Here is a 26,798-nt window from a genome sequence, read left to right as displayed (position 1 = left end):
GTCCGTGCCCGCAGCAGCCATCCCCACCCCCCTGCACCCGCGCCGTCGCAGCACCGATGTCGTGATCGTCGGAGCCGGTCTCGCCGGCCTCGCCGCGGCTCGGAGACTGAGCGCGTGCGGACTGTCCGTAACCGTCCTGGAGGCCGCCGACCACGTCGGAGGCCGGATGGCCGGGCAGGAGTACGAGGGGTACCGGCTCGACCACGGCACCCACCTCCTCAACAGCTCCTACCCCGAGCTCGCCCGCACGCTCGACCTCGCCGAGCTCGAACTGCGCCCGCTCAGCCCGGATGTGATGGTCCGAGTCGGCGGGGACGCCGGGCCGAACGACGGCAGAGGGCTGGGCAACGGCAAAGGGCTGGGCAACGGCAAAGGGCTGGGCAGCAGCAAAGCATCGGGCGCCGGCAAGGGGTCGAGCGGCGACCGCCGCTATCGGCTCGGCGCCCCCACGACCGCCCGCGCCGCACTGGACGCCGCCCGCGCCCCCATCGGACGCCCGTGGGACAAGGCCAGGCTCGGCGCCAACCTCGCCCGCCTCGCCGGGACCCCCGTCGAGCGCCTGATGGCCCGCCCGGAGCGCACCACCGCCGAGGCCCTTGCCCAACGCGGCATCCCCGCCGCCACCGTCGACGGCTTCCTACGTCCGCTGCTCACCGCGCTGCTGAGCGACCCCTCGCTGCGCACCAGCAGCCGCGTCGCCGACCTGGTCCTGCGCGGCTATGCCCGCGGTCGCCTCTGCCTGCCCGCCCAGGGCGTCGGGGCGGTGCCGCTGGCGCTCGCGGAGCGGCTCCCCGCCGGGGCCGTCCGGGCCGGCGTCCGCGCCACCGGCATCGCCACCGACGGCGTCGAGACGGAACGCCACGGCCGCTTCGCCTGCCGCGCCGTTCTCATCGCCACCGACGCCCGCTCCGCCGGCGAACTCCTCCCCGGCCTGCATCAGCCGGAGCACCACCCCGTCACCACCTACTACCACGGGGCAGACGCCTCCCCGCTCGCCGAGCCGCTGCTCCTGCTCGACGCGACGCCCGGGGCCCTGGTCTCACACTCCCTGGTGCTCAGCGAGGTCGACCGCTCCTACGCGCCGAGCGGCGCGCTGATCGCCTCCACCGTGCTCGGTCATCGCGCCTCCGTCCCCGCGGAACCGGCGGTCCGCCGCGCCCTCGCCCGCCTCTACGACGTGGACACGCGCGGGTGGCGCTTCCTGACGGTCCGCCACTTCGTGGACGCGCTGCCCGCGATGCCGCCCCCGCACGTGTTCCGTCGCCCGGTGCGGGTGCTGCACGGCCTGTACGTGTGCGGGGACCACCGGGACACCAGCTCCGTCCAGGGCGCACTCGTCTCCGGACGCCGCGCCGCGGACGCGCTGCTGCGCGACCTCGGCGTGCTCCGTCCGCAGCCCGCGACGGCGGGAGAGCTGGCGGCATAGGCCGGTGCGGGGCCCGGCCTGCGGCGCCGAGCCAACCCGTCAGAACACACCACCCGTCAGATGACGCCCGCGGCCCGGGCCGCCTCCTCGAAGGCCCGGACCGACGGGTTGCCCCGGTACGGCGCCAGTCGACGCGCGAAGTCCCGCAGGTACTCCACCGCGCGCAGCGACCGCATCTCCGTCACCCCGCGCAGCGCCTCCGTCGCCGCCGCGCACGCCTCGTCGAGCTCGCCCAACCCCAGCCGCGACGTCGCCAGCACCACCCGGCAGAACACCCGGCTGCGCGCGTACGTCTGCGGTCGCAGGTGCAACGAGCGCTCGGCGTGCTGCGCGGCGGGACGCCACTGCTGCAGGTCGCGGTAGCAGTGTGCGAACTCGTCTGCCAACTGGGCCTCGTCGAAGAACCGCGCCCAGCTCGGCAGTTCGTCGCCGCCGTGCGAGGCCTGCAGGGCGCGCTCGGCGCGAACCAGCGCCGAGGTACAGGACCGGGCGTCCCCGAGCAACCCGTGGCCGCGCGCCTCGGCCGCATGCATCAGCGCCTGCACCGCCATCGGCGCCGTACTGCCCACGCCCTGCTGCGCGACACGCGCCAGCTGCACCGCCTCCCGGCCGTGGCCGAGGTAGACGGCCTGCCGACTCATCGTCACCAGCACATATCCGCCGTAGAGCCGGTCGTTGGCCGCCTGGGCGAGCCGCAGCGACTGGACGAAGTAGCGCTGGGCCAGTCCGTGCGCGCCGATGTCGTAGGAGGTCCAGCCCGCCAGCCGGGTCAGATCCGCGACCGCGCCGAAGAGCGCCCGCCCGATCGCCTCGCTGTAGCGGCCGCGCAGCATCGGCTCGGCCTCGCTCTCCAGGTACCTGATCAGCGCCTGCCGCGCGTGCCCGCCGCCGTAGGCGTTGTCGAGCGCCCGGAAGAGATCCCCCACCGCGCGCACCGCCGCGACGTCCCCCCTGCTGACGCGCTGCACCCCGCGCGGTGAACCCGCCGACTGCTCCCCGGCACCGCCCGCGCTCTTGACTCCCGCCTTGGGCCCGGTCTTGGCCCCTGCCTTGGCGCTGCCTGCCCTGGCCACTGCGGCACCGGCCCCGGTCGAAGTGGCCGGGCCTGCTTGGGCAGGGCCTGCTGCTGCCGGGCCCGTGCGGCGCGCCTGGGTCGGGATGCCGGCGCGGCCGAAGTCCTGCGGGGTCTCCCGCGCGACCCGCTCGTCCGTGCGCCCGATCAGCCAGTCCCGGCTCGGCACGACCAGCCCCGCTGGGGTGAACGCGATCCGGCGCAGCTCGCTGTGCGCGCCGGTGTCCTTGCGCCACATGCTGGCGACGATGTCGACCGCCTCGGCCGGGCTCTCGGCGAACTCCAGCCCCGCGTAGACGGGCGCGCAGGCGTCCAGGCCCAGATCCTGCGCGGTGAGGCGTCGCCCCAGCCTTCGGGTGAAGACCTCAGCGATCAGCGCCGGCGTCGCGCCACGCGGCTGCTGGCCTCGGAGCCAGCGGGTGACGGAGGTCTTGTCATAGCGCAGGTCGAGTCCGTGCTCGCTGCCGAGTTGGTCGACCCTACGGGCCAGCCCGGCATGAGAGAAGCCGGCCTCCTCGATCAGCGTCGAGAGCCGCTGGTTGTACTGCAACCGCTCCGCGCCGCCGCCCGCGCCCTCATCCGCCTCGGCACCCGCCGCGCTGCTCTTCGCCGCACTGCTCTTCGCCGCACTGCTGCCGGCCGCGCTGCTGTTCGCGGCGGGAGATTCCGGCACACGGGGTGGCCCGACCCGCTGAGCGTGCTCCGCGCGGGCATCGAGCGGCGGTCGATCGGTCACTGGCCGTTGGGGCATGTGGCACACACCTTCCGGGAGCCCGCGCCGGAGAACGCCGTGAGCTCCCTAGGGGAACGGCGTGAATGTAGCGAGCATTTGGAGTCCGTGACCGGTTACGAGCGGACAATCGTCCGAACGGGTGAAGGCCGCCCCTCGTACCGGGGAAGATGCGACGCATGGGGCGACGCCCAGCCGCGACGCGCTCGCCACCCGCCTGCCTCCGTTCCGCCGTGCGCCTCCGCGTGCCCCCTTCTGTCCCCCGCCTGCCCGCCGACCGCCCGCCGACCGACGGCCAGCCGACGGCCCGCCGACCGCGTCCCTGGCGTCGCCCGCCACAGGACTCGTCCGCTCTGTGGTGACAGCCCACATGGGAGCCCCCGCTCCGGCGGCCTACCGTCTCCGGCCATGGAGAGCACCCACAGCACCTTTCTGGCCGGGCGGAAGGCCCTGGTCACCGGCGCGGCCAGCGGCATCGGCCGAGCCTGCGCGCACGCTCTGGCCCGGTCCGGCGCCGGCGTGTACGTCGTGGACCGGGCGGCCGACGCGGCCAAGGCCGTGGCGGAGGAGATCGGCGGCACCGCGCTCGTCGTCGACCTGTCCGACCCCGAAGCCGTGGACGCACTCCCGGACGACGCGGACATCGTCGTCAACAACGCGGGCTTGCAGCACGTCGCCCCGGTCCACGAATTTCCACCGGAGCGCTTCACGCTGATCCAGCGGGTGATGGTCGAGGCACCCTTCCGGATCATTCGCCGCACGCTTCCCCACATGTACGCCAGTGAATGGGGACGCATCGTCAACATCTCGTCCGTGCACGGGCTTCGGGCCAGCCCGTTCAAGTCGGCCTATGTCACCGCCAAGCACGGTCTGGAAGGCCTGAGCAAGGTCGTCGCCCTGGAGGGCGCGGCCCACGGCGTGACCAGCAACTGCGTCAACCCCGGCTACGTCCGTACCCCGCTGGTCGAGGACCAGATCGCCGACCAGGCCCTGGCCCACGGCATCTCCGAGGCGGACGTGATCGACCGGATCATGCTCGACCGCACAGCCATCAAGCGCCTCATCGAACCGGCCGAGGTCGCCGCCGCCGTCCTGTGGCTCTGCTCACCGGGTGCCGCCAGCGTCACCGGCGCCTCCCTCCCCATGGACGGCGGCTGGACCGCCCACTAGCCCACCGCCCCGGCTGCTCCACCTCCCCCACCCCTGCTTCAACTGCCCACCCCACCAGCCCCTCACGGAAGGCCCCACTGTCGTGGCAACCGAAACCGCACCCGCCCGGATCCCCAGAGGCCTCACCAAGGTCGTCGGCGCCAGCCTCATCGGCACGACCATCGAGTGGTACGACTACTTCCTCTACGGATCCGCCGCCGCCCTCGTCTTCGGCAAGGTCTTCTTCCCGAAGGCCGACCCGCTCACCGGCACCCTGCTCTCGTTCCTCACCTACGCGATCGGCTTCGCGGCCCGGCCCATCGGCGCACTGGTCTTCGGCCACTTCGGCGACCGGCTCGGCCGGAAGAAGCTGCTGGTGATCAGCCTGCTCATGATGGGCACCGCGACCGCCCTGATCGGCTGCGTCCCCGGCTACGCCACCCTCGGCGCCGCCGCGCCGATCCTGCTCACGGTGCTCCGGCTCGTGCAGGGCTTCGCCCTCGGCGGCGAATGGGGTGGCGCGGTGCTGCTCGTCTCCGAGCACGGAGACGCCAAGCGCCGTGGCTTCTGGGCCTCCTGGCCACAGGGCGGCGCACCGCTGGGCAACCTGCTCGCGGTCGGCGTGCTCTCGCTGATGACCACGGTGCAGACGGACGCGGCCTTCGTCGCCTGGGGCTGGCGGATCCCCTTCCTGCTCTCCGCACTGCTGGTCGGCGTCGGTCTCTGGATCCGGCTCGGCGTGGACGAGTCGCCGCTCTTCAAGGAGGCACAGCAGCGCGCCGAGGCCCGCAAAGCCACCGGCGGCCACGAGCAGCCGCCACTGATCGCGGTACTGAGGCAGCACTGGCGGGACATTCTGGTCGCCATGGGCGCGCGGATGGCGGAGAACATCTCCTACTACGTGATCGTCACCTTCGTCCTGGCCTACTGCGTCGAACACCTCAAGCTGCAGAAGCAGACCGCACTCAACGCCGTACTGATCGGCTCGGCCGTGCAGTTCTGCCTGATACCGCTGTTCGGTGCGCTCTCGGACCGGATCGGCCGCAAGCCCGTCTACCTGTTCGGAGCGGTCGGCACCGGTGCGTGGGCCTGGGCCTTCTTCGCCCTGCTGGACACCAAGTCGTTCCCGGCGCTGGTGCTGGCGGTGACGATCGGTCTGGTCTTCCACAGCGCGATGTACGCGCCCCAGGCGGCCTTCTTCTCCGAGCTCTTCGAGACTCGAATGCGCTTCTCCGGTGCATCCATCGGCGCCCAGTTCGCGTCGGTGGCCGCGGGCGCACCCGCCCCGCTGATCGCCGTCGCGCTGCTGCAGTCCTATGGGAACTCGACCCCGATCTCCGTCTACGTCAGCCTCGCGGCGGTGGTCACGGTCGTGGCCCTGCTCTGCGCCCGCGAGACGCGCGGCAGCGCCCTGGACCGGCCCGAGCCCGGCGCCGAGACCACGGCCCTCACCGAGTCGGCCTCGGTCTGACCATCCCCGACCCACGGGGGCGCCCGCGGCCACGCGATGGGCGCCCCCGTGACAGACCCCCCGTGACACCGCCCACTCCTCCTGCCACGATGGCCCGCACCATGCACGCATCGCCCGAAGACAACACCCCCAACACCGCCCCCGCCATCGACCCCGGCTCCGCCCCCGAAGCCGCCCTGTCCGGCCCGTCCGGCCCGTCCGGCCCGTCCGCTGACGCCGCGGAGCGGCTGCTGCGCCTGCTCGCCGACGGCGCGTCCGCCGAGGAGCTCGGCGAAGCGGGCGCCGGTACGCCGGCCGCCGCCGGCCTGGCGCTGCGAGTCCACCGCACCCTCGCCCAGCACCGCCGCCGCGAGGCCCAGTTGACCGCGCTCTTCGACACGGCGACCGACCTGGCCGCCTCCCGCGACCTCGACGCGGTCCTGCAGGCGATCGTCCGACGGGCCCGGATGCTGCTCGGCACCGACCTCGCCTACCTCACCCTGCCGGACGAGGCGGCTGGCGATACCTACATGCGGGTCACCGACGGATCCGTCTCACCGCTCTTCCAGACGCTCCGGCTGGAGCTCGGCGAAGGCCTCGGCGGCCTGGTCGCACAGACCGCGCGCCCCTACGCCACGCCCGACTACCGCACCGACAGCCGCTTCCACCACACCCGGAACATCGACGCGGGCGTCCTGGACGAGGGCCTCGTGGGCATCCTCGGCGTGCCACTACTGCTGGAGAAGCAGGTCATCGGCGTCCTCTTCGCCGCCGATCGCAGCCCCCGTCCCTTCTCCCCGGACGAGGTCGCTCTGCTCTGCACGCTGGCCGCGCACGCGGCGATCGCCATCGACACCGCCCGCGCCCTGGACGACACCCGCGCCGCGCTCGCCGACCTGGCCGAGGCCAACGCCGTGATCCGCGAGCACTCGGCCGCGATCCAGCGCGCCGAGGAGGCCCACGACCGCCTCACCGACCTGGTCCTGCGCGGTGGCGAGATCACGGCTGTCGCGGAGGCGGTCTCGGCGCTGCTCGCCGGGGAGATCACCGTCCTCGACCCCGACGGCCAGCCCCTCGCCGGCGCGGCGCTGACTGCCGACATGCCGACCGCCGCCATCGAGGCGCTGGTCGCCGAATCCCGTGCGAGCGGCCGAGCAGTCGAGGCCGGCGGGCGATGGGTCTGTGCGGTGCTGGCGGGCCAGGAATTGCTGGGAAGCCTCGTCCTGAGCGGGCGTCCGCTGCTGGAGGACGCCGACCGGCGGCTCTTCGAGCGCGGCAGCGTCGTCACCGCGCTGCTCCTGCTGCTGCGCCGCTCCGTCGCCGAGGCCGAGAACCGGGTTCGCGGCGAACTGCTGACCGACCTGCTGGGCAGCCCCGACCGGGACCCGGCCGGTCTGGTCCAGCGCGGCCTGCGGCTCGGCGTCGACCTGCGCCGCCCGCATCTGCTCCTCGCCGCTCAGGCCTCCACCCCGTCGAACGCCGCCGCATCCCGGAGCAAGCTGGCCGGCGCCGCCACGCGGTTGCTCTTCGGCCGCGGCGGGATCAGCGCAGAGCACGGCGACACCGTCGTCCTGCTCCTCCCCGCAGGCGCGGAACCCGTCTCGACGGCCGCCGCGACAGCCGCAGCGCAGCTTTCCCAGCTCACTGCGCTGCCCGTCACCGTCGGCGCGGCCGGCCCGGCCGGGGGTGTGGCGCGGCTCGCCGCCGCCCACGCCGAGGCCCTGCGCACGCTTCGGGCCTTGCGGGCTCTGGGCCGTGAGGGGGACGGCGCCTGCGCTGCGGACCTGGGCTTCCTCGGCGTGCTGCTCGGCGAGGGCCATGACGTGAGCCGCTTCGTCCGCGAGACGCTCGGCCCCCTGCTGGAGTACGACGCCCGGCGTGGAACCGAGCTGGTCCGCACCCTCGACGCGTACTTCGCCTGCGGCGGCAGCCTCACCCGGGCGAAAGACGCGCTGCACGTGCACGTGAACACCGTCGTCCAGCGCCTCGACCGGGTGGAGGCGCTGCTCGGCCGGGACTGGAGCTCCCCCGAGCGAGCCCTGGAACTCCAGCTCGCGCTCCGCCTGCATCTGCTGACGGAGTGAACCCTGAGCCTCCCCTGCCGCGCCTCGCCGAGCCCGCTGCCCGGCCCGCTGCCCAACCGCTCGTCCTACGCCTCGCCCTGCGCCAATCCCTTGAGCACCAGGGCGACCACGGCCTCGAACTCCCCGTCCACACCAGGCCGGGACCACTCCCCGGCGTAGCCAGGGTCGTGATAGTGCGCCGTGGCCTGGAAGACCACGTGCCCGAGCAGGTCCGGATCTCCTGCGGCGAAGGAACCCTCCTCCTGGCCTGCCTGGATGATCCCGGCGATCTGGCTCTCCAGATCGGTCAGGTGCTCCGCGATCAGCTCACTGTTCTCCCCCACCAGCACCTGATAGGTCTCGAACAGCTCGGGATCCGCGAGCGCCTTCTCCTGCTTGGCTCGGAACAGTGCCGCCAGCCAGAGCCTGAGCCGCTCCCGCGGCTCCTCCGGCCCGGCGGCGATACCCGGCAGCTTGGCGTGGGCGCGGTCGAGCCAGCGGCGGGTGACCGCGCCACGCAGCACGGCCTTACTGGGGAAGTGACGGTAGACCGTGCCGTGGCTGACGCCGAGCGCACGGGCGACGTCCACCACCGTGGCCTTCGCCGGACCGTACCGGCGCAGGACATTTTCTGCTGTCTGCAGGATGTCCTCAGGGGTGAGCGCTGCCTCCGCCATTTACCTCTCGCTGTCCAGATGAGCCATCTGCGCAGCAACATACCGGTCGCCCGAGGCGGCGCCGCGCGGTACGGCTGCCTCGATGGCCGCCAGGTCCGCCGGCTCCAGTACCAGCTCGGCAGCGCCCAGCGCCTCGTTCAGCCGCTCCCGACGACGGGCGCCGACCAGCGGGACGATGTCCTCGCCCTGGGCCAGCACCCAGGCGATCGCCACCTGCGCCACCGAGGCGCCCTTGGCCTCGGCGACCCCGCGCAGCGCCTCGACCAGCTTGAGATTGGCGTCCAGGTTGTCGCCCTGGAAGCGCGGGCTCATCCCTCGGAAGTCGCCTGCGGCAAGCTGCCGGTCGGCCTGCCAGTGGCCGCTGATCAGGCCCCGCGAGAGCACGCCGTAAGCGGTGACGCCGATGCCAAGCTCGCGAACGGTCGGCAGGATCTCAGCCTCGATGCCGCGCGAGACCAGCGAGTACTCGATCTGCAGATCGGAGATCGGGTGCACCGCGTGGGCCCGGCGCAGCGTCTCTGCGCCCACCTCGGAGAGACCTATGTGCCGGACATGGCCCGCCTGGACCATCTCCGCGATCGCGCCGACCGTCTCCTCGATCGGCACACTCGGGTCGAGCCGGGCCGGGCGGTAGACGTCGACGTAGTCCGTGCCGAGCCGGCGCAGGGTGTAGGCCAGCGCCGTCTTCACGGCCGCGGGCCTGGCGTCGTAGCCGATCCAGTTGCCGTCGTAGTCGCGCTGGGCGCCGAACTTCACGCTGATCGCGACCTCGCCCCGGGCGCGGCCGCTGCTGCGCAGCGCGTCGCGGATCAGGAGTTCGTTGTGGCCCATGCCGTAGAAGTCGCCCGTGTCGATGAGCGTGAGGCCGGCGTCGAGGGCGGCGTGGATCGTTGCCGTGGACTCGGCCTCGTCGGCCGGACCGTAGAGATCGGACATCCCCATCGCGCCCAGACCGAGCAGGGAGACGACGGGACCGTCAGTGCCAAGAGTGCGTTCCTTGAGTGCCATGATTCGAGTATGCAAGATGGGCTGACAGATTTCAATATCTGTCACTCGTTCGAGCGGATGGGCACGTGAGAGCGGAAGGAACAGAAAGGCCGGGCCGTAAGGTTGCGTGGAGCAGTACAGAGACGTGCAGCAGTACGGCGACGTGCAGCAGCACAGAGACGTGCAGCAGCACAGCGAAGGCGAGGAACCCCGTGAGCAGCGACCTGCGCTTCGTCCCCCTCGGCGGCGGCGAACGCGTCCCGTACCAGGAGGCCCTGGACGAGCAGTTGCGGCTGCACGCCCTGCGCGTGGCCGACGAGATCCCGGACACCGTGCTACTGCTGGAGCATCCGCCGGTCTACACCGCCGGACGGCGCACCCGCCCGGAGGACCGCCCGCTCGACGGCACCCTGGTCGTCGAGGTCACGCGCGGGGGCGAGATCACCTGGCACGGCCCCGGCCAGCTGATCGGCTACCCGATCATCAAGCTCGACGAGCCCATGGACGTCGTCGCCTACGTCCGCCGTCTGGAAGAGGCGCTGATCCTCGCCTGCGCCGAGTTCGGCGTCCGGACCAGCCGGATCGAGGGACGCAGCGGGGTCTGGGTGCTCGGCGAGGAGATACCGGACGCGCGGGTCGACGAGTCCCAGGTGGTGAACATCGGCGCGCTCACCCTCCGCATGGGCGCGAAGCTCGGCCTCGACCCACGCCTGGCCGGCCCCGAGTACGCCCCCTCCAACGCCGGCCAGCGCGGAGACGATCGCAAGCTCGCCGCGATCGGCGTTCGCGTCGCCCGCGGCGTGACGATGCACGGCTTCGCGCTCAACTGCAACCCGGACATGACCTGGTTCGACCGCATCATCCCCTGCGGCATCCGCGATGCGGGTGTCGCCTCGCTCAGCAGCGAGCTGGGGCGTGACGTCACCGTCGCCGAGGCGCTCCCTGTCGTCCAGCGCCACTTCGCCGAGATCTTCGCCCAAGCGCCGCCCGAGGCCCCCCAGTCCGCGGCCCCGCAACCCGGACCCATGGCCTCCGCAGTCTGATCCCATGACCCTGGCGGCCTGAGCCCCGGAACAACCACCCAACCGCAGGCGTACCCTAGTGTCCGCACTGAATTTCGAAGATAGGGAGCCGCACGTGTCCGCTGTCGCACCCGACGGCAGGAAGCTGCTGCGTCTGGAGGTCCGCAACAGCGAGACCCCCATCGAGCGCAAGCCCGAGTGGATCAAGACCCGGGCGAAGATGGGCCCCGAGTACACCGAGCTGCAGTCCCTGGTGAAGCGCGAAGGTCTGCACACGGTCTGCCAGGAGGCCGGCTGCCCGAACATCTTCGAATGCTGGGAGGACCGCGAGGCCACCTTCCTCATCGGCGGCGACCAGTGCACGCGGCGCTGCGACTTCTGCCAGATCGACACCGGCAAGCCCGCCGAGTTCGACCGCGACGAGCCCCGTCGCGTTGCCGAGTCCGTGCTCACGATGGACCTCAACTACGCCACCATCACCGGCGTCGCCCGCGACGACCTGGAGGACGGCGGCGCCTGGCTCTACGCGGAGACGGTCCGCCAGATCCACGCCGTCACCGCCGACCGCGCCACCGGGCGCACCGGCGTCGAGCTGCTGATTCCCGACTTCAACGCGGTCCCCGAGCAGCTGGCCGAGGTCTTCTCCTCCCGCCCCCAGGTGCTGGCGCACAACATCGAGACCGTGCCGCGCATCTTCAAGCGGATCCGTCCCGGCTTCCGCTACGAGCGCTCCCTCAAGGTCATCACCGAGGCCCGCGCGGATGGCCTGGTCACCAAGTCGAACCTGATCCTGGGTATGGGCGAGACCCGTGAGGAGGTCAGCGAGGCCCTGCGCGACCTGCACGAGGCCGGCTGCGAGCTGATCACCATCACCCAGTACCTGCGCCCCTCCCCCCGACACCACCCCGTCGAGCGCTGGGTCAAGCCGCAGGAGTTCGTCGAGCTCCAGGAGGAGGCCGAGGAGATCGGCTTCGCCGGCGTCATGTCCGGCCCCCTCGTCCGCTCCTCCTACCGCGCCGGCCGCCTCTACCGGCAGGCCCTGGAGCGGCGCGGCGCCGCTGCGGTCTGACGCAGCCACGATGTCGTCCGAGTACCGCTCTGTGACGTCTGTCGCACACCTTTCACGGGGGTTTGACCGACTGGTCATGGAGCGGTAACACGGAGTGGCGAGTATGGCCTGGTAACCCGAGGGGAGACGGTCACCATGCAGTTCGCACACAACGTCACCACGGCCCTGCGGATGGCGGAGTCCCTGCTCCTCGGCAGTGGTCAGCAGACAGCCCGGCGCAACGCCTGGGACGCGGTCTGCGAGAACCGCCGCCACGCGCAGGACCGCCAGGAGACCGAGCGCGTGCTGCTCCGCGCCGTGCGGTAGCGCATCGCCACCGGTACACATCGCCACCGGTACACATCGCGACCGGTACACATCGTGACTGGCCGCATCACGACTGGGACACAGGCGGCGTTCGGTCGACACCAGGCTTGGGCAACGGCAGGTCCCGCCCCGTACCATGAACCACATGGCGAGGCAGGAAAACTCCGATAACCCTGGACGGCTCTCTCAGATCCGTCAGGCGTACACCATGACCCAGCGGGTCGACCCGAAGATCGGTCTCATCGTCGGCGGCGTCGGGCTCGGCATCTTCGCGGTGCTTCTCGCCATCGGCTTCGGGATCGGCCACCCGATCTACTTGGGCATCCTGGGCTTCGTGCTCGGCCTGCTGGCCGCCGTGGTGATCTTCGGCCGGCGTGCAGAGAAGGCCGCCTTCGGTCAGCTCGAAGGCCAGCCCGGTGCCGCGGCCGCGGTGCTCAACAACATCAAGCGCGGCTGGAACATCCAGCTCGTCGTCGCGGCCAACCGCAACCAGGACGCGGTGCACCGAGCGGTCGGCCGTCCGGGCGTCGTGCTCGTGGGCGAGGGCAACGTCAACCGACTCCGCCCGATGATCGCGGCCGAGAAGCGGAAGATGAGCAAGGTCGTCGGCGACGCCCCGGTGATCGACATCGTCGTGGGCAACGACGAGGGCCAGATCCCGCTCAAGAAGCTGCAGATGCACATGGCCAAGCTCCCCCGCGCGATCTCCGGCGCCCAGGCCACCCAGATCAACGACCGCCTGCGCGCGATGGGCGACCTGATGGCCAACGCCCCGGTCCCGAAGGGCCCGCTCCCCAAGGGCGCGAGGATGCCCAAGGGCGCCGGCAAGACGCGCTGACCCGGCTCCGACCCGCACGAACAGGCCCCGGCCGGTCCACACGGACCGACCGGGGCCTCTCTACGTTCCTGACCCGAGTGCCTCAGACCCGAGTGCCTCAGACTCGAACCAAGCAGACCCGAGGCATGCCGCAGACCCGAGCCAATGCCTCAGACCCGGACCTCGACCGTCCCGACGGCCTTGTCGTGCAGCCCGCGGCCGTCACGGTCCCAGATCAGCGCGGGCACGGCCAGCACCAGCAGGAAGGTCCGCAGCGCCACCTGGCCGATCCCGGCGCGCCGACCGTTCAGGCTGATCACTCGCAGTCCGAGCAGTTTCTTGCCCGGCGTCGCCCCGGCCGTGCTCAGCGTCAGGACGCTGACCAGGAAGAACAACACCATGATCCAGATGTTGACCTTGCTCACGTCGCGATTGACGATCAGCGCGTAGGCGACCAGATAGCAGAGCATCCAGTCGATGAAGATCGCCGCCAGCCGTCGGCCTGTGCCGGCGATCGACCCGGGCCCTTCCTCCGGCAGCCCCAGGCGCTTGCCCCGGTACCCGAATTCGGCGCCCATCTGCTCGGCGCCCGTTCGCGGACCCTCGATCCAGCTTCCAATGGCTTTACGGCTCTCATCCACGTCACCACAGTAGCCCGGTACTCCACCGCGTCCGGAAAGCACCCCCGACGCCGCCTCCCGTCCCTCCAAAGATGTCTAGACCACTCACCGACGAGTGAACCCGCTCTCCGCCGCTGACACCCCGATCGAGCAGGAACGATGCGGGTTGTGCGGCCGTTGACGAGTTGCGGTTAACATCCGTGAAACATATGGGTCACGGCCGAGAAACGGCCGCTTCCTATGGTTTTCAGCACCGGTATCGCCGGACGGGACCGGCGATCCGCACCCGCAATCCCGGCGACTGCCGGGGCCGAGGAGGATGGATGTTCAACAACGCCGACGAGGTGTCGCGCTACATCTCGGACAACGACGTCAAGTTCGTCGATGTCAGGTTCTGTGACCTGCCGGGTGTCATGCAGCACTTCACCGTGCCCGCCTCGGCTTTTGATCCGTCCGAGATGCTGATGTTCGACGGTTCGTCGATCCGCGGCTTCCAGGCGATCCACGAGTCCGACATGGGCCTGGTCGCTGACCTCGGCACGGCCCGCCTGGACCCGTTCCGCAAGGACTCCACCCTCAACATCAACTTCTTCATCCACGACCCGATCACCGGCGAGCAGTACAGCCGCGACCCGCGCAACGTGGCCAAGAAGGCCGAGGCCTACCTCGCCTCCTCCGGCATCGCCGACACCGCGTACTTCGGCCCCGAGGCCGAGTTCTACGTCTTCGACGACGTGCGCTTCGAGACCAAGGCCAACCGCTCGTTCTACGAGATCGACTCCGAGGCCGGCGCCTGGAACACCGGCCGGGTCGAGGAGGGCGGCAACCGCGGCTACAAGGTCCGCTTCAAGGGCGGTTACTTCCCGGCCCCGCCGGTCGACCACTTCGCCGACCTGCGCGCCGAGATGTCCCTGGAGCTGGCCGCGGCCGGACTGCAGGTCGAGCGCCAGCACCACGAGGTCGGCACGGCCGGCCAGGCGGAGATCAACTACAAGTTCAACACGCTGCTCGCCGCGGCCGACGACCTGATGCTGTTCAAGTACATCATCAAGAACGTCGCCTGGCGGAACGGCAAGACGGCGACCTTCATGCCGAAGCCGATCTTCGGCGACAACGGCTCGGGCATGCACTGCCACCAGTCGCTCTGGACCGACGGCTCCCCGCTCTTCTACGACGAGCAGGGTTACGCGGGCCTCTCCGACACGGCCCGCTACTACATCGGCGGTCTGCTCAAGCACGCCCCGTCGCTGCTGGCCTTCACCAACCCCACGGTGAACTCCTACCACCGCCTGGTCCCGGGCTTCGAAGCGCCGGTCAACCTGGTCTACTCGCAGCGCAACCGCTCCGCGGCGATCCGCATCCCGATCACGGGCGCCAACGCCAAGGCCAAGCGCATCGAGTTCCGCGCGCCGGACCCGTCCTCCAACCCGTACCTCGCCTTCTCGGCGATGCTGCTGGCCGGCCTGGACGGCATCAAGAACAAGATCGAGCCCCTCGAGCCGGTCGACAAGGACCTCTACGAGCTCGCCCCCGAGGAGCACGCCGCGGTCCCGCAGGTCCCCTCCACCCTCCCGGCCGTCCTCGAGGCCCTGGAGCAGGACCACGAGTACCTCCTCTCCGGCGGCGTCTTCACCCAGGACCTCATCGAGACCTGGGTCGACTACAAGCGCGCCAACGAGGTCGCTCCCATCGCGCTGCGCCCGCACCCGCACGAGTTCGAGCTGTACTTCGACATCTGAGCAGGTAGGGCGAATCGACCCTTGTCCGACACGGGTCCTCGCTCGAAATGACGCCTCTGACCTGCAGGAATATCGCTCAAGATCGCGCACTGGCCTCCGCTGGTTTTCAGTCTCATGTGGAGTCAGTGTGGAAGATGATCTCTGAGTGCTGATGGGTCGTCAGCGAATGGGTAGCCCCCGTCACTCCTCACACAGAGTGGCGGGGGCTACCCATCTTCTGGGCAAGACGGGCGGAAGCGGGTTCGGGGTTCACCGGACCAGGAAGGCCGTCCTGACGGCGACTGCTCGGGCGAACCGAGAGGCCCTAACAGGGCTGGGGATCGCGGAGCTGCCATGATGTGCGCGTGTTCGACTTCGGGCTCGTCGGCCACCGGCCGCGGTGGCTGAGCGGCATCGGCGCCATCACGTCCGCGCACGCCGGCGCATTGCGCTCGCTGGTCGGCCTGACGCTGACTTCATCCTGGCTGGTCTGGGACCTGGACGACGATGAGTGGTTCGCTGACTGCCCCGTCCTGCTCGACTTCGGCGGGACACAGGTCGAGATCCAGCACCACAAGTTCGACGATCTCTCGATCACCTGGAACGAGATCAACCCACTCGCCCCCGTCAACTGGCCGGGAACAGAGCCAGAGTTCCATTTGGCATGGCGCCGGGACGCGGTGCCGCGTCTCTCCGAACTGCGCGACCAGCGCGTAGCCGGGCGTCGAACTCCTCGAATGGGCCGGCCCAGACGCCGCATCTGGGATGGTCGCGGTCAGCATCGTCCTCGATCACGGCAGGGTCACCATTCACAACGCGATGGACGAGAACGGTCTGGCCTTCGCCCACCCAGAGCTGGAGTACCGCGTCCACCGCTTGTGAGGGCCCACCACCGCCATCCCGGCTGCCCGTACCCTCCCATCGCGAGCTGTTGTGGCTGCCCGCGGCTGCACGGTGCGAGGCCGTGGGCGCGGGAGCGTTGGGTGGGCCCGCCGTCGTTGGGTGTGTCCCCTGATCATCGGCGTGGTGGTCCTGGCCGTCTCGGCGCTGCTGGACGTCAAGGCGGTCAGTGGTGTGTCGCTGCGCGAATTGGAGAAGCGCACCGGGCTGCCCCGGACCACTGTCGCGAACGCGCTGAACGGCAAGAGGGCCTGGAGACCTACGTCATCGGCGGAAACGAAAACCGCAAAGCCATACGACTGGACCCACAACGGCACCCCACTCAAGACCGCCTGATCAACCGCAACGAGGCAGCACTACGATCGTGGTCAACGCGGGCGGGAACGGCGGAGTGGTCGCTGCCACCGTCGGCGTGATGCTTGTCCTCGCTCTCGCGACGCTCGTCAACCACGGCTGGAGCACCACCACACTCACACCCGAGGGAATGGTGTTGGCGTCCCTGACAAGTCGTAGAACCGTACCCTGGAACCGCATCAACCGGATCGAGGTCCGTCGCAGGACCGGACGGTACGGCACCGCCTGGATGGAGGCGCGCATCCTCCTCGCGGACGCGCCCCCGCTGCGGCTGCCGGGGCTGCAGCAGGCCTGGGGCAGCCAGTCCAAGGAAGAGTTCCAGGATCACGTCGGCGTCATGCTGCGCTACTGGCAGCAGGAGACCGGCCGCACCGAAGCGGTGCTCGTCCGGCCATGAGGGTGCATCTGACCAGGGACAGCGTCGCGATGGGCGACGACGTTGACGCTCCGCACGAGGACGCAAGGGATCTGCCCGCCGAGATGTCAGTCCGCGAAGCGGTCGACAGCGTCGTCAAGGGCGGATACCTCGCCCGGATCGCGGGGGGCAAGGCCAGTTGGATCCTGACCAGTGCCGGTGCCGCGATCGCGGTGGTCGCACAGCAGTGGAAGGAGCCCCGGCTCCTCACCCCCGTGGCCTCCACGCTGGCTTCACTTCCTACCGACGACGGAGTCGTCCGCTGGCACTTCGTCTACCTAGCCCAGCGGGACCCAGTGGCGGTCTTCGAAGGGCTGAGATCTTCTAGGGCAGGGCTCTGACCTGCGCCAGGACTGAAGGCCTCAGACGCGGTCACGTGGGGGCCTGGATTGCTGCTGTCGAAGCTTCCGCTGGCGACACATGCGGAGCGAGCTCCGCAACGGGGCGGATCATGGCCGGCGGGCGGCCCCGCCAGAGCGCGACGACTGAATTGGCACCTCCCGCTCCAACCTGCCGCCGCATCCCTCGGCCACCGCGCCTCCCGACCACCCCACCTCCCGTGGGTCAGCCGTGGGCGGCGATCGCGGGCCGGGGAAAGCAGCGAAGGAAGCGCGCTGACACGTCGAGGTCCCCGGTGACCCGCGCATCCCCGCTCGCCAGGGCGGCGGTGAGCGGGAGGCCGCCGAAGACGAGGGAGCGCAAGGTGGTTGCTCCGGCGGTCAGCGTCGCGTCGGCGTCCGGGGCGCTACCGCGTGAGATCTGGAACCGGCTGCCGCCGTCGATCTCGGCGCGGAGCAGGTCGTCGCCGATCCGCAGGGCGAGGACCGCGCGGAGCCCATCTGCCGCGTCCGGGTCGAAGGTCGTCCGCAGGGCGAGGGCGAGGGCGTCGACGCTGAGGTCGGCGGCGGACTCGAGCGGCAGTCCGCTGCCCCAGCGGGCCAGAGCGAGCAGCACCTGGTCGAGCCCCGCGCCCAACTCGGTCAGCTCGTAGCCGCCGGTGCTGGCCGGCGGCCCCAGCCGGACCCGGCGGACGATCCCCGCCTGCTCCAGTTCGCGCAGACGCTGCGACAGGACGTTCTGACTCATGCCGGGCAGCCCGCGACTCAGGTCCGAGAAGCGTTTCGGGCCGAGCAGCAGCTCCCGCACCACCAGCAGCGCCCACCGTTCACCGACGAGGTCGAGTGCCCGCGCCACACCGCACGGGTCGTCGTAGTTCCGCCTGCCTGCCATGGTGCCGATTGTAGTCAGAGCGGTTGCCTTTCCGATGCACTCACTCCTAAATTAGGAGTATGAGGCCGACTACCGAAGAACTGCTCACCCTGCCCCAGGGCGATCTGCGCCTGCTGGGAAGTGAGACCGCGGAGCGCCTGCTCGCCTCCACCGAGTTGGCCCGCCTCGCCTACGTCGTGGCGGACGGGACTCCGCGCGTGATGCCGATGATGTTCCACTGGACCGGCGACGAGCTGGTCTTCTCCACCTTCGCCGGAGCGCACAAGATCGCCGCCCTGCGCGCGCGACCCGATGTCGCCGTCACCATCGACACGCCCGGCCCGCCGCCGCAGGTGCTGCAGCTGCGCGGGCGGGCTACCGCCACCGAGGTGGACGGGATCGTCCCCGAGTACGCGCTGGCGCACCACCGTTACTACGGGCCGGACCAGGGCGCACGCACGTCGCGGCCGTCGACCACCCCGGTACGCGGATGGCTCGCATCGCCCTGCGCCCGAGCTGGGTGGGCGTTCTCGACTTCACCACGCGCTTTCCTGGCGCCCTCGCCGAGCGGAGTTGACCATGAAGACCTATGTCCTGATTCCCGGCGCCGACGGCCGGGCCTGGTACTGGCACCGGCTGGTCCCCGAGCTGCACGCGCGGGGACACGAGACAGTGGTCCTCGACATGCCGACGCGCGATGACGCGGGGCTCGACGCCTTCGCCGACGCCGTCGTCGACGCGATCGGCGGACGCGTGCGGCCGGTTCTGGTGGCCCAGTCACTGGCCGGGTTCACCGCGCCGCTGGTCTGCATGCGGGTGCCGGTCTCCGAGCTGGTGCTGGTCAACGCCATGGTGCCGGCGCCGGGCGAGTCGGCCGGCGAGTGGTGGGGCAACACCGGACACGCACAGGCCCGCGCCGAACACGCCAGGGCGGAGGGCCGCGCACCCGATGCGCCGTTCGATCCGCGTGTCGACTTCTTCCACGACGTCCCGGCCGAGGTGACTGACGTGGCCTTGGCGGAGGAGATCGGTTCGCCCCCGGCCGCGCTGTTCGGCCAGCCCTGGCCACTGCAGAGCTGGCCCGACGTGCCGACCCGGTTCCTTCAGGGCAGGGACGACCGGTTCTTTCCGCTCGAGTTCCAGCGCCGCCTGGTGAAGGAGCGGCTCGGGCTCACTCTCGAAGAGGTGCCCGGCGGTCACCTGAACGCCCTCAGCCGACCGGCCGAGCTGGCCGCCACGCTCTGAGGACCGGTCAACCGGTGTCAGCCCCACGTCGGCGGGGCCGCCATGGCGACTGCACAGTCAGTCTCGCGCACCTGGTCCGCGCTCGCTCGATGGGGCGGCACCGGGATACGACCCGCGGAATTCCGCTGCCAGCGCAGGCGAACCGCTGATTGGATACGCCGCATGAACGGTAGCCAATTCATAGAGGCCCCCTGGGGCATGTCCGTTTTCGGCGCGGCCAGCGTGGACACCGCACCTGATCTGGCCCGGCTGAAGGTCGCGATCAAGCAGACCCGGCAGAAGCCCGGCGAGGCCTTCGAGGTCACCAGGGCCGGGGTCAACCAGATCCGCGAAGTGCTGCGCGGCCACAACATTCCGGACTCCGCCGTCTCGACGTCCCGTCTCGACCTGAAGTCGTCCTGGAGCTACGGCAACGATCGAAAGTTCCTTGGCTACGAGTGCACCGCGTCCTTCGTGATCGAGCTGCGCGAACTCGACGTCCTGGAGATCATCCTCGTGGACGTCGTCGAAGCCGGTGCCAACCAGGTCGACGGCGTCACCTTCGATGTGCGCAACAAGAAGGACCTGCGCGCCCAGGCCCGAACGGCCGCTGTGGCGGCGGCGAAGGAGAAGGCGGCCCTGTACGCCGAGGCCGCCGGGTCCCGGCTGGGACCGGTCATCCACATCAAGGACATCGACTCCGACCAACTGTCGAACGCCTACCGCAGCCACGGGGGTTACGCCTCCGGCGACGGCGGAGAAGGCGACCTCGCCCCGGGGAAGATCAGCGTGTCCGCAGGAGTGGTTCTCGGGTTCTCCCTGATCACCGGCTGACGCGGGTCGAGCCGTCGAGGTAAGGCACTCAACTCGACCACCTCGGTGTGCCCCCATCGGGCGGCGCGGCGGGCCAGGCGGGCCAGGGCGTGAGCGTTGGCGCACCGGACTCCGAGCGGGAACTGGACGCCGCGGCCGGGGAGGCGGAATCCGCCGGTGGCGGCGACCAAGGTGTCGCCCGCCACCGGCACCGCCGCGATGCCGATCATCTCGGTCGCGCTCGGCCCACGGACGGCCGGGCTCAGCGGAGGCCGGAGGCTCGCGCAGGCCCTTGCCGGGTGAGGAGGTGAGCCGCCGAGCCACTGAACCGCCGAACCGCCGATCCGCCGATCCGCCGAGCTAGGAAACCGCCGAGCGGCCGATGCGACGCGGAACGGGCAGACTGAAGGCATGCCCGAGCTGCCGGAAGTCGAGTCGCTGACCCGCTTTCTGGCCGACCGTCTCGTCGGCCGGACCGTCGAGCGCGTGTACCCGGTGGCGGTACACGCACTCAAGACCTACGACCCACCCATCACGGCGCTCGAGGGCCGGACGTTCGAAGGCGCGGACCGGCACGGCAAGTTCCTGGACCTCCGGGCCGGCGAGCTGCATCTGGTCATCCATCTGGCTCGGGCCGGCTGGGTCCGGTGGAGCGACCGGCTCTCGACGGACCCGCCGCGTCCGGGCAAGGGACCGCTTGCCCTCCGCCTGCGGCTCGCCGACCCGCCCGGCACGGGGTTCGACGTCACCGAGGCGGGCACGCAGAAGCATCTGGCCGTCTACGTGGTCCGCGACCCCCTGGACGTGCCAGGCATCGCCCGCCTCGGCCCCGACCCCCTGTCGGCCGACTTCACCCTCGACTCGTTCGCCGCGCTGCTCGCGGCAGAGCGGCGGCAGATCAAGGGCGTGCTGCGGGACCAGAGCGTGCTGGCCGGCATCGGCAACGCTTACTCGGACGAGATCCTGCACGCGGCCCGGATGTCACCGTTCAAGCTCGCGGCCAACCTCTCCGAGGAGGAGGTCGCCTCGCTCTACGCCGTGATCGGCACGACGCTCGCCGACGCCGTGGCGCGCGCCGAGGGGCTCCCGCTGCGGGACTTGAAGGCCGAGAAGAAGAGCGGGCTGCGCGTCCACGGCCGCACCGGCGAAGCCTGCCCGGTCTGCGGCGACACGATCCGCGAGGTCTCCTTCGCCGACTCGTCCCTGCAGTACTGCCCGACCTGCCAGACAGGCGGCAAGCCGCTCGCCGACCGCCGTCTGTCCCGCCTGCTCAAGTAGCCGTCGGCCGCACGCGCCACCTGCGCTCGGCTCCGCGCGCGTCCGCCCGGCTCCGCTCGGCTGCGCTCGGCTCTGTGGTCGCGTCATCCGCACCAGAAGAGCACCTGGTGGCAGGTCGCACTCGCCGACGGCCGGGCCGAGGGCGAGGAGGCACCGCCGCCCGTGCTGCCGCCGGAGGTGCCGGTCCCGCCAGTCGCCGTGCTCGGCTTGGCGCTCGTCCCCGCACCTGTGCCTGCGCTCGTGCCCGACTTGGAGGTCGACTTGTCCGTCGGCGAGGGTGAAGCGGAAGCCGACCTGGGCTTCGCCGGATGCGACCGATGCGCCTTGCCGGCTCTTGCGACCCCGCTCGACTCCGGCACCGGCGTGGCGCTGTCCGTCGCCGTGGCGCCAGAACCGTCCGCCACAACGCCGCTGCCCGTCGGCACGCCGACGGACGCGGGCGTGCTGACCGCGACCGCGATGCCCGCAGCCGCGAGAACCACCGTGCTCAGCCCACCGATCAGCAGCCCCCGCCCCCTGCGGGGCTCCTTCCGCCGCCGGCTCTGCGGGCGACCGGCCCCCGGCTGCTCGTAGGCCACGGTCCGCGACGCAGGCTGCTCTTCAGGCATGGCCTGCGGCAGCTCGGCGGCCTGCGCCCCGCAACCGGGGCAGGACAGTGCACCGTTGAGATGGCGTCGGCAGGTGGGGCAGTAGTTCATCGCGTCTTCCGTGCCTGTCATGCGGGATGAGCAGTTGATCCGTACCTGCCGAGCCTAGGAGCGATGTGACGTCCGGGAACAGGTGAACGAGGTGAGACTTATGGGGAGAAGTAGTGGAACTCTCTCCCGATCCCACCTGGCCTCGGCCTCGGATCCGGCCCCGGTGACAGTCAGCGGTATTCGCGCCGCTTCACTGACACTGGATGTCAGTGAAGAGCTCCTAGCCTCGTCCCATGACCACCCCACGGCTTCTCGTCGTCGCCGCGTTCGCGACCGCGCTCGGCAACAACGCCCAACTCATCGCCGGCGCCCTGCTGATGATTCGCCAGCAGCACACGATGATGGCCGTGGGCTGGCTCTTCATCGCGGTGGCCCTGCCTCAGGCGCTGCTGTCCCCCTTCTTCGGACGTGTCGCGGACCGCTTCGACCGGCGCCGGCTCTGGATCGCCTGCGACGCCGGCAGCGCCGCGCTGGCCCTCGCCCTCCCCGCCTGGCTCGCCCTCGGCGGATCCACCACGACCGGCGTCTATGTCGCCAACTTCGCGCTCGCGCTGGTCGCCGCGCTCTTCTTCCCGGTGTCGGCGGCCCTGATCAAGGAGCGCATCCCGGAGTCCGACCTGCGTCGCTTCAACGCAGGCTACGAGATGGCCACCCAGGCGGGGATGCTGCTCTCCGCGACGGTGGGCGGGCTCGCGGTCCAGATCCTCGGCGCCCAGCCGTTGTTCGTCTTCAACGCCGCGACGTTCGCTGCCTCGGCCGTGTGCGTCGCCGCCATCGGAGTCGGGTGCGTGGCGCCGACATCCACGCAGGTCGACACGCTCACCGACGCGCCCCGCACTCCCCGGCCCACAGCCCGCACACCGCTGCGCGTCATCGTCCTCTACGCCCAGGGCAGCGTCGTCGTCACCGTCTTCAACGCGCTGCTGCCGACCTTCGTCCTCGCCGAACTGCACCGGGGCGCGGGCACCTTCGGCGCCGTCGACGCGCTCGGCAGCTTCGGCTTCCTCTTCGCGGCGGCCGCGTACCGGACGGTCGCCCGACGTCACCCGGACCTGAGGATCGCGCTGGTCGGCTTCCTGATCTGCAATGTGCTCATGGTCCTGCAGGGACTCTTCGGAGTTCTCGGGCTGATGCTCCTGGTGCCCGTGGGAGCGTTCGTCTTCGGCCAGGCCAGGATCGCTTCGCGGAACCTGCTGATGGCGGCCGTGGACACCGACACGGTAGGCCGCGCCTTCGGCCTCGCGAACGCGGGTGGTCTCGCGGCGACCGTCCTCGCCATGCTGCTGGTCGCCACCCTCACCGACCACACCGACGCCCGCTTCGGCTTCGCCGCGACGGCTGCGCTGGGCGCGGTGTCGACCGTCTCCGCGGCGGCGCTGCGCCGCCGCGGGCAGCGGCAGCGGCAGCCCGAGCCGCAGCTGCCTGCGGCACCGGCTGGCGGGTCTCGGTCGGTCAGTCGGCCGTTGAGTGCGCACTGACGAACGAGTCGCCGAGCACCTCGTGGGCCGCCTTGAGGTGGTCCAGGTCGACCTCGCCGTACTCGGCCGCGTGACCGTCCAGGGCCTGGAGGATCCGCTCGACCGGATCGTGCGCGCCGTTGAGTCGCTGCTCCGCGTAGACGGCTACCCCGAGCTTGAGGAACAGCTTGGCCGCGTGGCGGTGGGCGGCGTAGTCGCCGACAGCGTCCCCGGTTGCCTCCGCGCTGTGCTCGATGACCTCAACTGCGCGCTCGATGAAGCTCATTGCGCCACTCCCTGGGCTGCCGACGTGTCGGCTTGCTGACGTTACGCGGCGTACCTTAGGGCAGGAGATGATCTTCGCGCATCGGATGGGAGATCACGTTTTGACCCCGGCGGAGGCGGACCGGTTACAGAAAGCCACGATCGAGTGATGGCGGGGCTACTTTCCGTCACCTAGAGTGCTTGGATACGTACACGTCGGATCGAGACGGGGGTGTGCGCCCACCATGCCGGGAGCCGGGACGGGATACAGCGTCGACATCGAGGCGTTGCAGGCGACGGTGCGCCAACTGCGCGTCCTTGCCGACAGCCTGGAGAATCCGCGTGCGAACGCCCGCTATGACACGACAATCCCTGCCGGAATGCTGGGCCGCGGCTTCGCAGGGGCCGAAGCCCTGACGGACAAGCACAACGAGATGCGCGACTGGCTCGAGTCGATGATCGGCGAGCTCCAGGGGTTCATCGAGCGCTACGGCGGGCAGACGCAGCGGGCGGTGCAGGCGTACGCGGAGCAGGAACGACGAACGAAGCAGGACTTCTTCTCGTCGGCGGGCAGCGCGTGAGCGGCGGCGGGGAAGGGCCTACGGGCTTCCGCGGCGCGGCCCTGCCCGACCTGCGCGCGATGATCGCGGACGCGGACGCAGGCGGGTTGGACGCGGTGGCGGCGAAGTGGTCAGCCGTCCACGACGCGCTACGCCAGGCCCAGGACGACCTCCTCCATCACACGCTCGCCGCGACCACGCACTGGACCGGCGCCGCGGCCGACGCCTTCGCCGCCCGCGCGGACGAACTCCACCTCTCCCTCGGCAACGGCGCGGCCTACGCGTTCAACGCCTCATCCGGCGTCTCCTGCGCGGCGGACGCCCTCCGCACCGCCCAATCCACGATGCCCGCCGCCCCCGACCCACTGGAGCAGGCCGCGCGCTGCGCGGCCGCGGGCACGTGCGGCGAGCCGTCCCCGCTGATGGTGCAGCGGCGGAGTGAGGCGGCGGGGGTGATGGAACGCCTGGAGGAACGCTACCGAGCGGCAGGCGAGATGATCGGGACGCCTGCTCGCTCAAAGAGGGCCGAGGATCGCGGAGTCTTCCCACCACCACCTGAGACTTCGGTTCACAACAACAAGGCACAAGTCGAGTCAAGCCGTCAGGGCTTCAAGCAGGGGACAAGCATCGCCGCCACTGACGCCGGCCTTCTGTCACAGACCCCTGAGGCCATCGGCCATCCACCGACCGATCCTGGGATTCGACCAGTCAGGAGCCGAGACGCTCTAGCACCCACCCCGGGCTCGTCCCAAGTCTCAGCCAGCACATCCATGCCCGATTCTTCTGTTCTGCCAGGCGATTCTGGAGCAAGTTCAACGACAAGCATGGATCAGCACCGCAGTTCAACCTCGCACATTTCCACATCTCATCGCGGGCATTTCAGCGAGGACCGGCAGCAAGTCCTATCGAGGCTCGAGGCCACATCGTCTCCTGTCCGATTTGGAGCGTCAGCCCAGAATGGCTCAATCGATAATCTTCAGCAGCACCAATCAGGCACTCATGTGCAGTACACAATTGGCGGAGAGCATCTGCGGCCATCAGGCTCCAATGAATTCACCAGGCAAGGCCTTCCTCTTCAGAGCGACTCAGGAACTGCTGCATACAGAGACGCCAAAGAGGGCCCACCTCCCTTCGCTCCGCCCGCAATTGATCCCCCTAGTCCCGAGCAAAATCACTGCAGTACAAATGGAGGAATCGTTCCATTCAGCCGACAATCGACCCCCAGCAGAGGAAGGCGGCGGCGAGCGCAGTACCTAACGGAAGACGAGTCCACGTGGCTACAAACGACCAGCGCAAACCCCCAAGTTATTGAGTAGTTCAAGCCAGGCCGCCATCAAAAGGGCATGATGAAATCAAATAGGCGCAGAATCCACACGCTTGCAACTGGATTGACCATCATTCTAGTCATCCCAGCTTCATACCCGAGTGGTGATAATGTGAGGAATGCGGAGTGGCCTTTGACTCTCTTTCATGTCGCCTCTCGAGTGTGGCCACACTCAAGAGGCGACGGTGTACTCGTTGCAGTGTTGGACTCTGGAGTGCGGGCCACTCATCAAGATCTCACAGGTCAGCTAATTCCTGGAAGAGACTTCTCCGTAGGCGGCAGAGGCTGGATCGATCACGATTCAATGGGGCACGGCTCGGCCATGGCTAGCCTAATCGCAGCCCATGGCCATGGGCCGGGTAACCACGAAGGCATTTCGGGACTTGCCCCAGGCGCCCATATCATGCCATTGGCAATCGACCTGGGCTCAACTGCGGAGATTTCGAAAGAGGAGGCCACTGCAATTAACTATGCCGTCGACCATGGCGCAAGGGTCATCAACATGTCTTTCTCAGGACCGAGTCGCGAGCCCAAAGAGATTGATGCAGTGACTTACGCGGAATCTCACGATGTAGTCCTAGTCGCAAGTTGCGGCAATGGCGGATCGCGGAACGTTGAATGGCCCGCCGCATATCCCGGCGTCGTGTCCGTCGGAGCAGTGGATGTGAATGGGAATGTATGGCCCCAATCAAACTACGGACCGCAGCTCACGCTCACCGCACCAGGCGTGAATATCGTCGCGGCTGGGGCGAACAGTGACACCGAATACCGGCTCTCCGATGGGACCAGCGATGCCGCCGCATACGTCTCCGCGGAGGCGGCGTTGGTGCGGGCCGCGTTTCCGAAGTTGACCGCTGGGCAGGTGGTGAATCGGATGGTCAAGTCGGCCGTGAATCCCACAGGGAAAGTGCACGACGATCACTACGGCTACGGGATCATCCGGCCGGACGCGGCGTTGACGTTCGACATCCCGGCGGGGCCGGCCACAGGGCCGTTGCCGCAGCTCGCAGGGGGCACGGCCGCGCCCGCCGCCGGTGCCGCCGCGGCCGCAGGCGATGGGCAGGTCGCCGCCGGGGCGCGGCCGCAGGGAGGTGGGTCGTGGGGCCGGGTGGCTGTCGCGGCTGTGGTCGGGGTTGGGGCCGTCGGAATGGGTGGATGGTGGTGGAGGAGAAGGCGCGCGCGGGACGCGGGATGAG

General features: G+C 70.0%; 27 protein-coding genes. 20 read left to right on the top strand and 7 right to left on the bottom strand.

Annotation, left to right across the window (positions count from 1 at the left end; translation table 11 throughout):
- The first annotated feature begins 4 nt into the window (after nucleotides 1–4).
- Nucleotides 5–1,426: an FAD-dependent oxidoreductase gene (locus ABIA32_RS12875; protein WP_370094222.1), complete on the top strand. Its 1,422-nt coding sequence runs from the start codon at nucleotides 5–7 to the stop codon at nucleotides 1,424–1,426.
- A 56-nt stretch (nucleotides 1,427–1,482) separates the two neighbouring features.
- Here the strand turns inward: ABIA32_RS12875 and ABIA32_RS12870 are convergent, their stop codons facing one another.
- The gene (locus ABIA32_RS12870) at nucleotides 1,483–3,048 is read right to left on the bottom strand and encodes a regulator (protein WP_370094659.1); all 1,566 of its coding nucleotides are present in this window, start codon (nucleotides 3,046–3,048) and stop codon (nucleotides 1,483–1,485) included.
- A 588-nt stretch (nucleotides 3,049–3,636) separates the two neighbouring features.
- Here ABIA32_RS12870 and ABIA32_RS12865 point away from each other — a divergent pair.
- The 3 genes from ABIA32_RS12865 (at nucleotide 3,637) to ABIA32_RS12855 (ending at nucleotide 7,911) form a co-directional block, all read left to right on the top strand.
- On the top strand, nucleotides 3,637–4,398 hold the full coding sequence (locus ABIA32_RS12865; RefSeq protein WP_370094221.1) for a 3-hydroxybutyrate dehydrogenase: 762 nt from the start codon (nucleotides 3,637–3,639) through the stop codon (nucleotides 4,396–4,398).
- A gap of 82 nt (nucleotides 4,399–4,480) precedes the next feature.
- Nucleotides 4,481–5,848, top strand: coding sequence for an MFS transporter (locus ABIA32_RS12860; protein WP_370094220.1), 1,368 nt, complete (start codon nucleotides 4,481–4,483; stop codon nucleotides 5,846–5,848).
- A gap of 101 nt (nucleotides 5,849–5,949) precedes the next feature.
- Entirely contained in the window at nucleotides 5,950–7,911 is a 1,962-nt protein-coding gene (locus ABIA32_RS12855) for a helix-turn-helix domain-containing protein (RefSeq protein WP_370094219.1), read from the top strand.
- Between the two features lie 65 nt (nucleotides 7,912–7,976).
- Here ABIA32_RS12855 and ABIA32_RS12850 read toward each other — a convergent pair whose 3' ends face one another.
- Together ABIA32_RS12850 and ABIA32_RS12845 are read right to left on the bottom strand one after the other, a co-directional pair.
- Nucleotides 7,977–8,567, bottom strand: a complete 591-nt coding sequence (locus ABIA32_RS12850; RefSeq protein ID WP_370094218.1) for a TetR family transcriptional regulator — start codon at nucleotides 8,565–8,567, stop codon at nucleotides 7,977–7,979.
- Nucleotides 8,568–9,575, bottom strand: coding sequence for an aldo/keto reductase (locus ABIA32_RS12845; protein ID WP_370094217.1), 1,008 nt, complete (start codon nucleotides 9,573–9,575; stop codon nucleotides 8,568–8,570). It lies immediately after the preceding gene.
- Between the two features lie 191 nt (nucleotides 9,576–9,766).
- Between ABIA32_RS12845 and lipB the strand changes: the two genes are divergently transcribed.
- The 4 genes from lipB (at nucleotide 9,767) to ABIA32_RS12825 (ending at nucleotide 12,789) form a co-directional block, all read left to right on the top strand.
- Nucleotides 9,767–10,597 (top strand): lipoyl(octanoyl) transferase LipB, encoded by an 831-nt coding sequence (lipB, locus tag ABIA32_RS12840; protein ID WP_370094216.1) that lies wholly within the window; start codon nucleotides 9,767–9,769, stop codon nucleotides 10,595–10,597.
- 94 nt (nucleotides 10,598–10,691) lie between these two features.
- Complete coding sequence (gene lipA, locus ABIA32_RS12835) at nucleotides 10,692–11,645, top strand: lipoyl synthase (protein WP_370094215.1); 954 nt, start codon at nucleotides 10,692–10,694, stop codon at nucleotides 11,643–11,645.
- A gap of 135 nt (nucleotides 11,646–11,780) precedes the next feature.
- Nucleotides 11,781–11,951, top strand: coding sequence for a hypothetical protein (locus tag ABIA32_RS12830; RefSeq protein ID WP_370094214.1), 171 nt, complete (start codon nucleotides 11,781–11,783; stop codon nucleotides 11,949–11,951).
- Between the two features lie 145 nt (nucleotides 11,952–12,096).
- Nucleotides 12,097–12,789, top strand: a complete 693-nt coding sequence (locus ABIA32_RS12825) for a DUF4191 domain-containing protein (RefSeq protein WP_370094213.1) — start codon at nucleotides 12,097–12,099, stop codon at nucleotides 12,787–12,789.
- A 149-nt stretch (nucleotides 12,790–12,938) separates the two neighbouring features.
- Here the strand turns inward: ABIA32_RS12825 and ABIA32_RS12820 are convergent, their stop codons facing one another.
- Nucleotides 12,939–13,346 (bottom strand): RDD family protein, encoded by a 408-nt coding sequence (locus ABIA32_RS12820; protein WP_370094657.1) that lies wholly within the window; start codon nucleotides 13,344–13,346, stop codon nucleotides 12,939–12,941.
- A gap of 365 nt (nucleotides 13,347–13,711) precedes the next feature.
- Between ABIA32_RS12820 and glnA the strand changes: the two genes are divergently transcribed.
- The 4 genes from glnA to ABIA32_RS12800 all read left to right on the top strand — a co-directional run bounded on the left by glnA (nucleotide 13,712) and on the right by ABIA32_RS12800 (nucleotide 17,116).
- Nucleotides 13,712–15,127: a type I glutamate--ammonia ligase gene (gene glnA, locus ABIA32_RS12815; protein ID WP_370094212.1), complete on the top strand. Its 1,416-nt coding sequence runs from the start codon at nucleotides 13,712–13,714 to the stop codon at nucleotides 15,125–15,127.
- A 1,002-nt stretch (nucleotides 15,128–16,129) separates the two neighbouring features.
- A complete protein-coding gene (locus ABIA32_RS12810) occupies nucleotides 16,130–16,342 on the top strand; it encodes a hypothetical protein (protein WP_370094211.1) in 213 nt (70 codons plus the stop codon).
- A 79-nt stretch (nucleotides 16,343–16,421) separates the two neighbouring features.
- Complete coding sequence (locus ABIA32_RS12805) at nucleotides 16,422–16,757, top strand: hypothetical protein (RefSeq protein WP_370094210.1); 336 nt, start codon at nucleotides 16,422–16,424, stop codon at nucleotides 16,755–16,757.
- Entirely contained in the window at nucleotides 16,754–17,116 is a 363-nt protein-coding gene (locus ABIA32_RS12800) for a hypothetical protein (protein WP_370094209.1), read from the top strand. Before ABIA32_RS12805 ends, ABIA32_RS12800 begins: the two co-directional genes overlap by 4 nt.
- 223 nt (nucleotides 17,117–17,339) lie before the next feature.
- On the opposite strand, the gene ABIA32_RS12795 is transcribed toward ABIA32_RS12800, so the two are convergent.
- A complete protein-coding gene (locus ABIA32_RS12795; protein ID WP_370094208.1) occupies nucleotides 17,340–18,005 on the bottom strand; it encodes a winged helix-turn-helix transcriptional regulator in 666 nt (221 codons plus the stop codon).
- A 59-nt stretch (nucleotides 18,006–18,064) separates the two neighbouring features.
- Here ABIA32_RS12795 and ABIA32_RS12790 point away from each other — a divergent pair, with 59 nt between their 5' ends.
- The 5 genes from ABIA32_RS12790 (at nucleotide 18,065) to ABIA32_RS12770 (ending at nucleotide 21,299) form a co-directional block, all read left to right on the top strand.
- Complete coding sequence (locus tag ABIA32_RS12790; protein WP_370094207.1) at nucleotides 18,065–18,685, top strand: pyridoxamine 5'-phosphate oxidase family protein; 621 nt, start codon at nucleotides 18,065–18,067, stop codon at nucleotides 18,683–18,685.
- Nucleotides 18,579–19,229, top strand: coding sequence for an alpha/beta fold hydrolase (locus ABIA32_RS12785; protein WP_370094655.1), 651 nt, complete (start codon nucleotides 18,579–18,581; stop codon nucleotides 19,227–19,229). The genes ABIA32_RS12790 and ABIA32_RS12785 overlap by 107 nt, the downstream gene beginning before the upstream one ends.
- Nucleotides 19,230–19,391: 162 nt before the next feature.
- Nucleotides 19,392–20,042 (top strand): SIMPL domain-containing protein, encoded by a 651-nt coding sequence (locus ABIA32_RS12780; RefSeq protein WP_370094206.1) that lies wholly within the window; start codon nucleotides 19,392–19,394, stop codon nucleotides 20,040–20,042.
- Nucleotides 20,043–20,198: 156 nt separating this feature from the next.
- Nucleotides 20,199–20,324 (top strand): hypothetical protein, encoded by a 126-nt coding sequence (locus tag ABIA32_RS12775; RefSeq protein WP_370094204.1) that lies wholly within the window; start codon nucleotides 20,199–20,201, stop codon nucleotides 20,322–20,324.
- A 108-nt stretch (nucleotides 20,325–20,432) separates the two neighbouring features.
- Nucleotides 20,433–21,299 (top strand): Fpg/Nei family DNA glycosylase, encoded by an 867-nt coding sequence (locus ABIA32_RS12770; protein WP_370094202.1) that lies wholly within the window; start codon nucleotides 20,433–20,435, stop codon nucleotides 21,297–21,299.
- Between the two features lie 83 nt (nucleotides 21,300–21,382).
- Here ABIA32_RS12770 and ABIA32_RS12765 read toward each other — a convergent pair whose 3' ends face one another.
- Entirely contained in the window at nucleotides 21,383–22,018 is a 636-nt protein-coding gene (locus ABIA32_RS12765) for a hypothetical protein (protein WP_370094200.1), read from the bottom strand.
- A gap of 212 nt (nucleotides 22,019–22,230) precedes the next feature.
- Here ABIA32_RS12765 and ABIA32_RS12760 point away from each other — a divergent pair, with 212 nt between their 5' ends.
- On the top strand, nucleotides 22,231–23,475 hold the full coding sequence (locus ABIA32_RS12760) for an MFS transporter (protein ID WP_370094199.1): 1,245 nt from the start codon (nucleotides 22,231–22,233) through the stop codon (nucleotides 23,473–23,475).
- Here ABIA32_RS12760 and ABIA32_RS12755 read toward each other — a convergent pair.
- Nucleotides 23,450–23,740 carry a hypothetical protein gene (locus ABIA32_RS12755; RefSeq protein ID WP_370094197.1) on the bottom strand — a complete coding sequence of 97 codons (291 nt, stop codon included), beginning with the start codon at nucleotides 23,738–23,740 and terminating at the stop codon, nucleotides 23,450–23,452. The genes ABIA32_RS12760 and ABIA32_RS12755 overlap by 26 nt on opposite strands.
- 223 nt (nucleotides 23,741–23,963) lie before the next feature.
- Here ABIA32_RS12755 and ABIA32_RS12750 point away from each other — a divergent pair, with 223 nt between their 5' ends.
- Nucleotides 23,964–24,299 carry a hypothetical protein gene (locus ABIA32_RS12750; protein WP_370094196.1) on the top strand — a complete coding sequence of 112 codons (336 nt, stop codon included), beginning with the start codon at nucleotides 23,964–23,966 and terminating at the stop codon, nucleotides 24,297–24,299.
- Nucleotides 24,300–25,621: 1,322 nt separating this feature from the next.
- Entirely contained in the window at nucleotides 25,622–26,797 is a 1,176-nt protein-coding gene (locus ABIA32_RS12745; RefSeq protein WP_370094195.1) for a S8 family serine peptidase, read from the top strand.
- Nucleotide 26,798 lies beyond the last annotated feature (1 nt).

The sequence above is a fragment of the Streptacidiphilus sp. MAP12-20 genome (assembly GCF_041262525.1).
GTDB lineage: Bacteria > Actinomycetota > Actinomycetes > Streptomycetales > Streptomycetaceae > Streptacidiphilus.
Note: the sequence above shows the minus strand (reverse complement) of the source record. Positions and strands in the feature narration are given on the sequence as shown.

Excerpts from the sequence above, each read along its gene's own strand:
- ABIA32_RS12865 (WP_370094221.1), top strand. The coding sequence starts at position 3,637 with ATGGAGAGCACCCACAGCACCTTTCTGGCCGGGCGGAAGGCCCTGGTC.
- ABIA32_RS12855 (WP_370094219.1), top strand. The coding sequence starts at position 5,950 with ATGCACGCATCGCCCGAAGACAACACCCCCAACACCGCCCCCGCCATC.
- ABIA32_RS12850 (WP_370094218.1), bottom strand. The coding sequence starts at position 8,567 with ATGGCGGAGGCAGCGCTCACCCCTGAGGACATCCTGCAGACAGCAGAA.
- ABIA32_RS12845 (WP_370094217.1), bottom strand. The coding sequence starts at position 9,575 with ATGGCACTCAAGGAACGCACTCTTGGCACTGACGGTCCCGTCGTCTCC.
- ABIA32_RS12830 (WP_370094214.1), top strand. The coding sequence starts at position 11,781 with ATGCAGTTCGCACACAACGTCACCACGGCCCTGCGGATGGCGGAGTCC.
- ABIA32_RS12825 (WP_370094213.1), top strand. The coding sequence starts at position 12,097 with ATGGCGAGGCAGGAAAACTCCGATAACCCTGGACGGCTCTCTCAGATC.
- ABIA32_RS12820 (WP_370094657.1), bottom strand. The coding sequence starts at position 13,346 with ATGGGCGCCGAATTCGGGTACCGGGGCAAGCGCCTGGGGCTGCCGGAG.
- glnA (WP_370094212.1), top strand. The coding sequence starts at position 13,712 with ATGTTCAACAACGCCGACGAGGTGTCGCGCTACATCTCGGACAACGAC.
- ABIA32_RS12805 (WP_370094210.1), top strand. The coding sequence starts at position 16,422 with ATGCTTGTCCTCGCTCTCGCGACGCTCGTCAACCACGGCTGGAGCACC.
- ABIA32_RS12800 (WP_370094209.1), top strand. The coding sequence starts at position 16,754 with ATGAGGGTGCATCTGACCAGGGACAGCGTCGCGATGGGCGACGACGTT.
- ABIA32_RS12795 (WP_370094208.1), bottom strand. The coding sequence starts at position 18,005 with ATGGCAGGCAGGCGGAACTACGACGACCCGTGCGGTGTGGCGCGGGCA.
- ABIA32_RS12790 (WP_370094207.1), top strand. The coding sequence starts at position 18,065 with ATGAGGCCGACTACCGAAGAACTGCTCACCCTGCCCCAGGGCGATCTG.
- ABIA32_RS12780 (WP_370094206.1), top strand. The coding sequence starts at position 19,392 with ATGAACGGTAGCCAATTCATAGAGGCCCCCTGGGGCATGTCCGTTTTC.
- ABIA32_RS12770 (WP_370094202.1), top strand. The coding sequence starts at position 20,433 with ATGCCCGAGCTGCCGGAAGTCGAGTCGCTGACCCGCTTTCTGGCCGAC.
- ABIA32_RS12765 (WP_370094200.1), bottom strand. The coding sequence starts at position 22,018 with ATGACAGGCACGGAAGACGCGATGAACTACTGCCCCACCTGCCGACGC.
- ABIA32_RS12760 (WP_370094199.1), top strand. The coding sequence starts at position 22,231 with ATGACCACCCCACGGCTTCTCGTCGTCGCCGCGTTCGCGACCGCGCTC.
- ABIA32_RS12755 (WP_370094197.1), bottom strand. The coding sequence starts at position 23,740 with ATGAGCTTCATCGAGCGCGCAGTTGAGGTCATCGAGCACAGCGCGGAG.
- ABIA32_RS12750 (WP_370094196.1), top strand. The coding sequence starts at position 23,964 with ATGCCGGGAGCCGGGACGGGATACAGCGTCGACATCGAGGCGTTGCAG.
- ABIA32_RS12745 (WP_370094195.1), top strand. The coding sequence starts at position 25,622 with ATGATGAAATCAAATAGGCGCAGAATCCACACGCTTGCAACTGGATTG.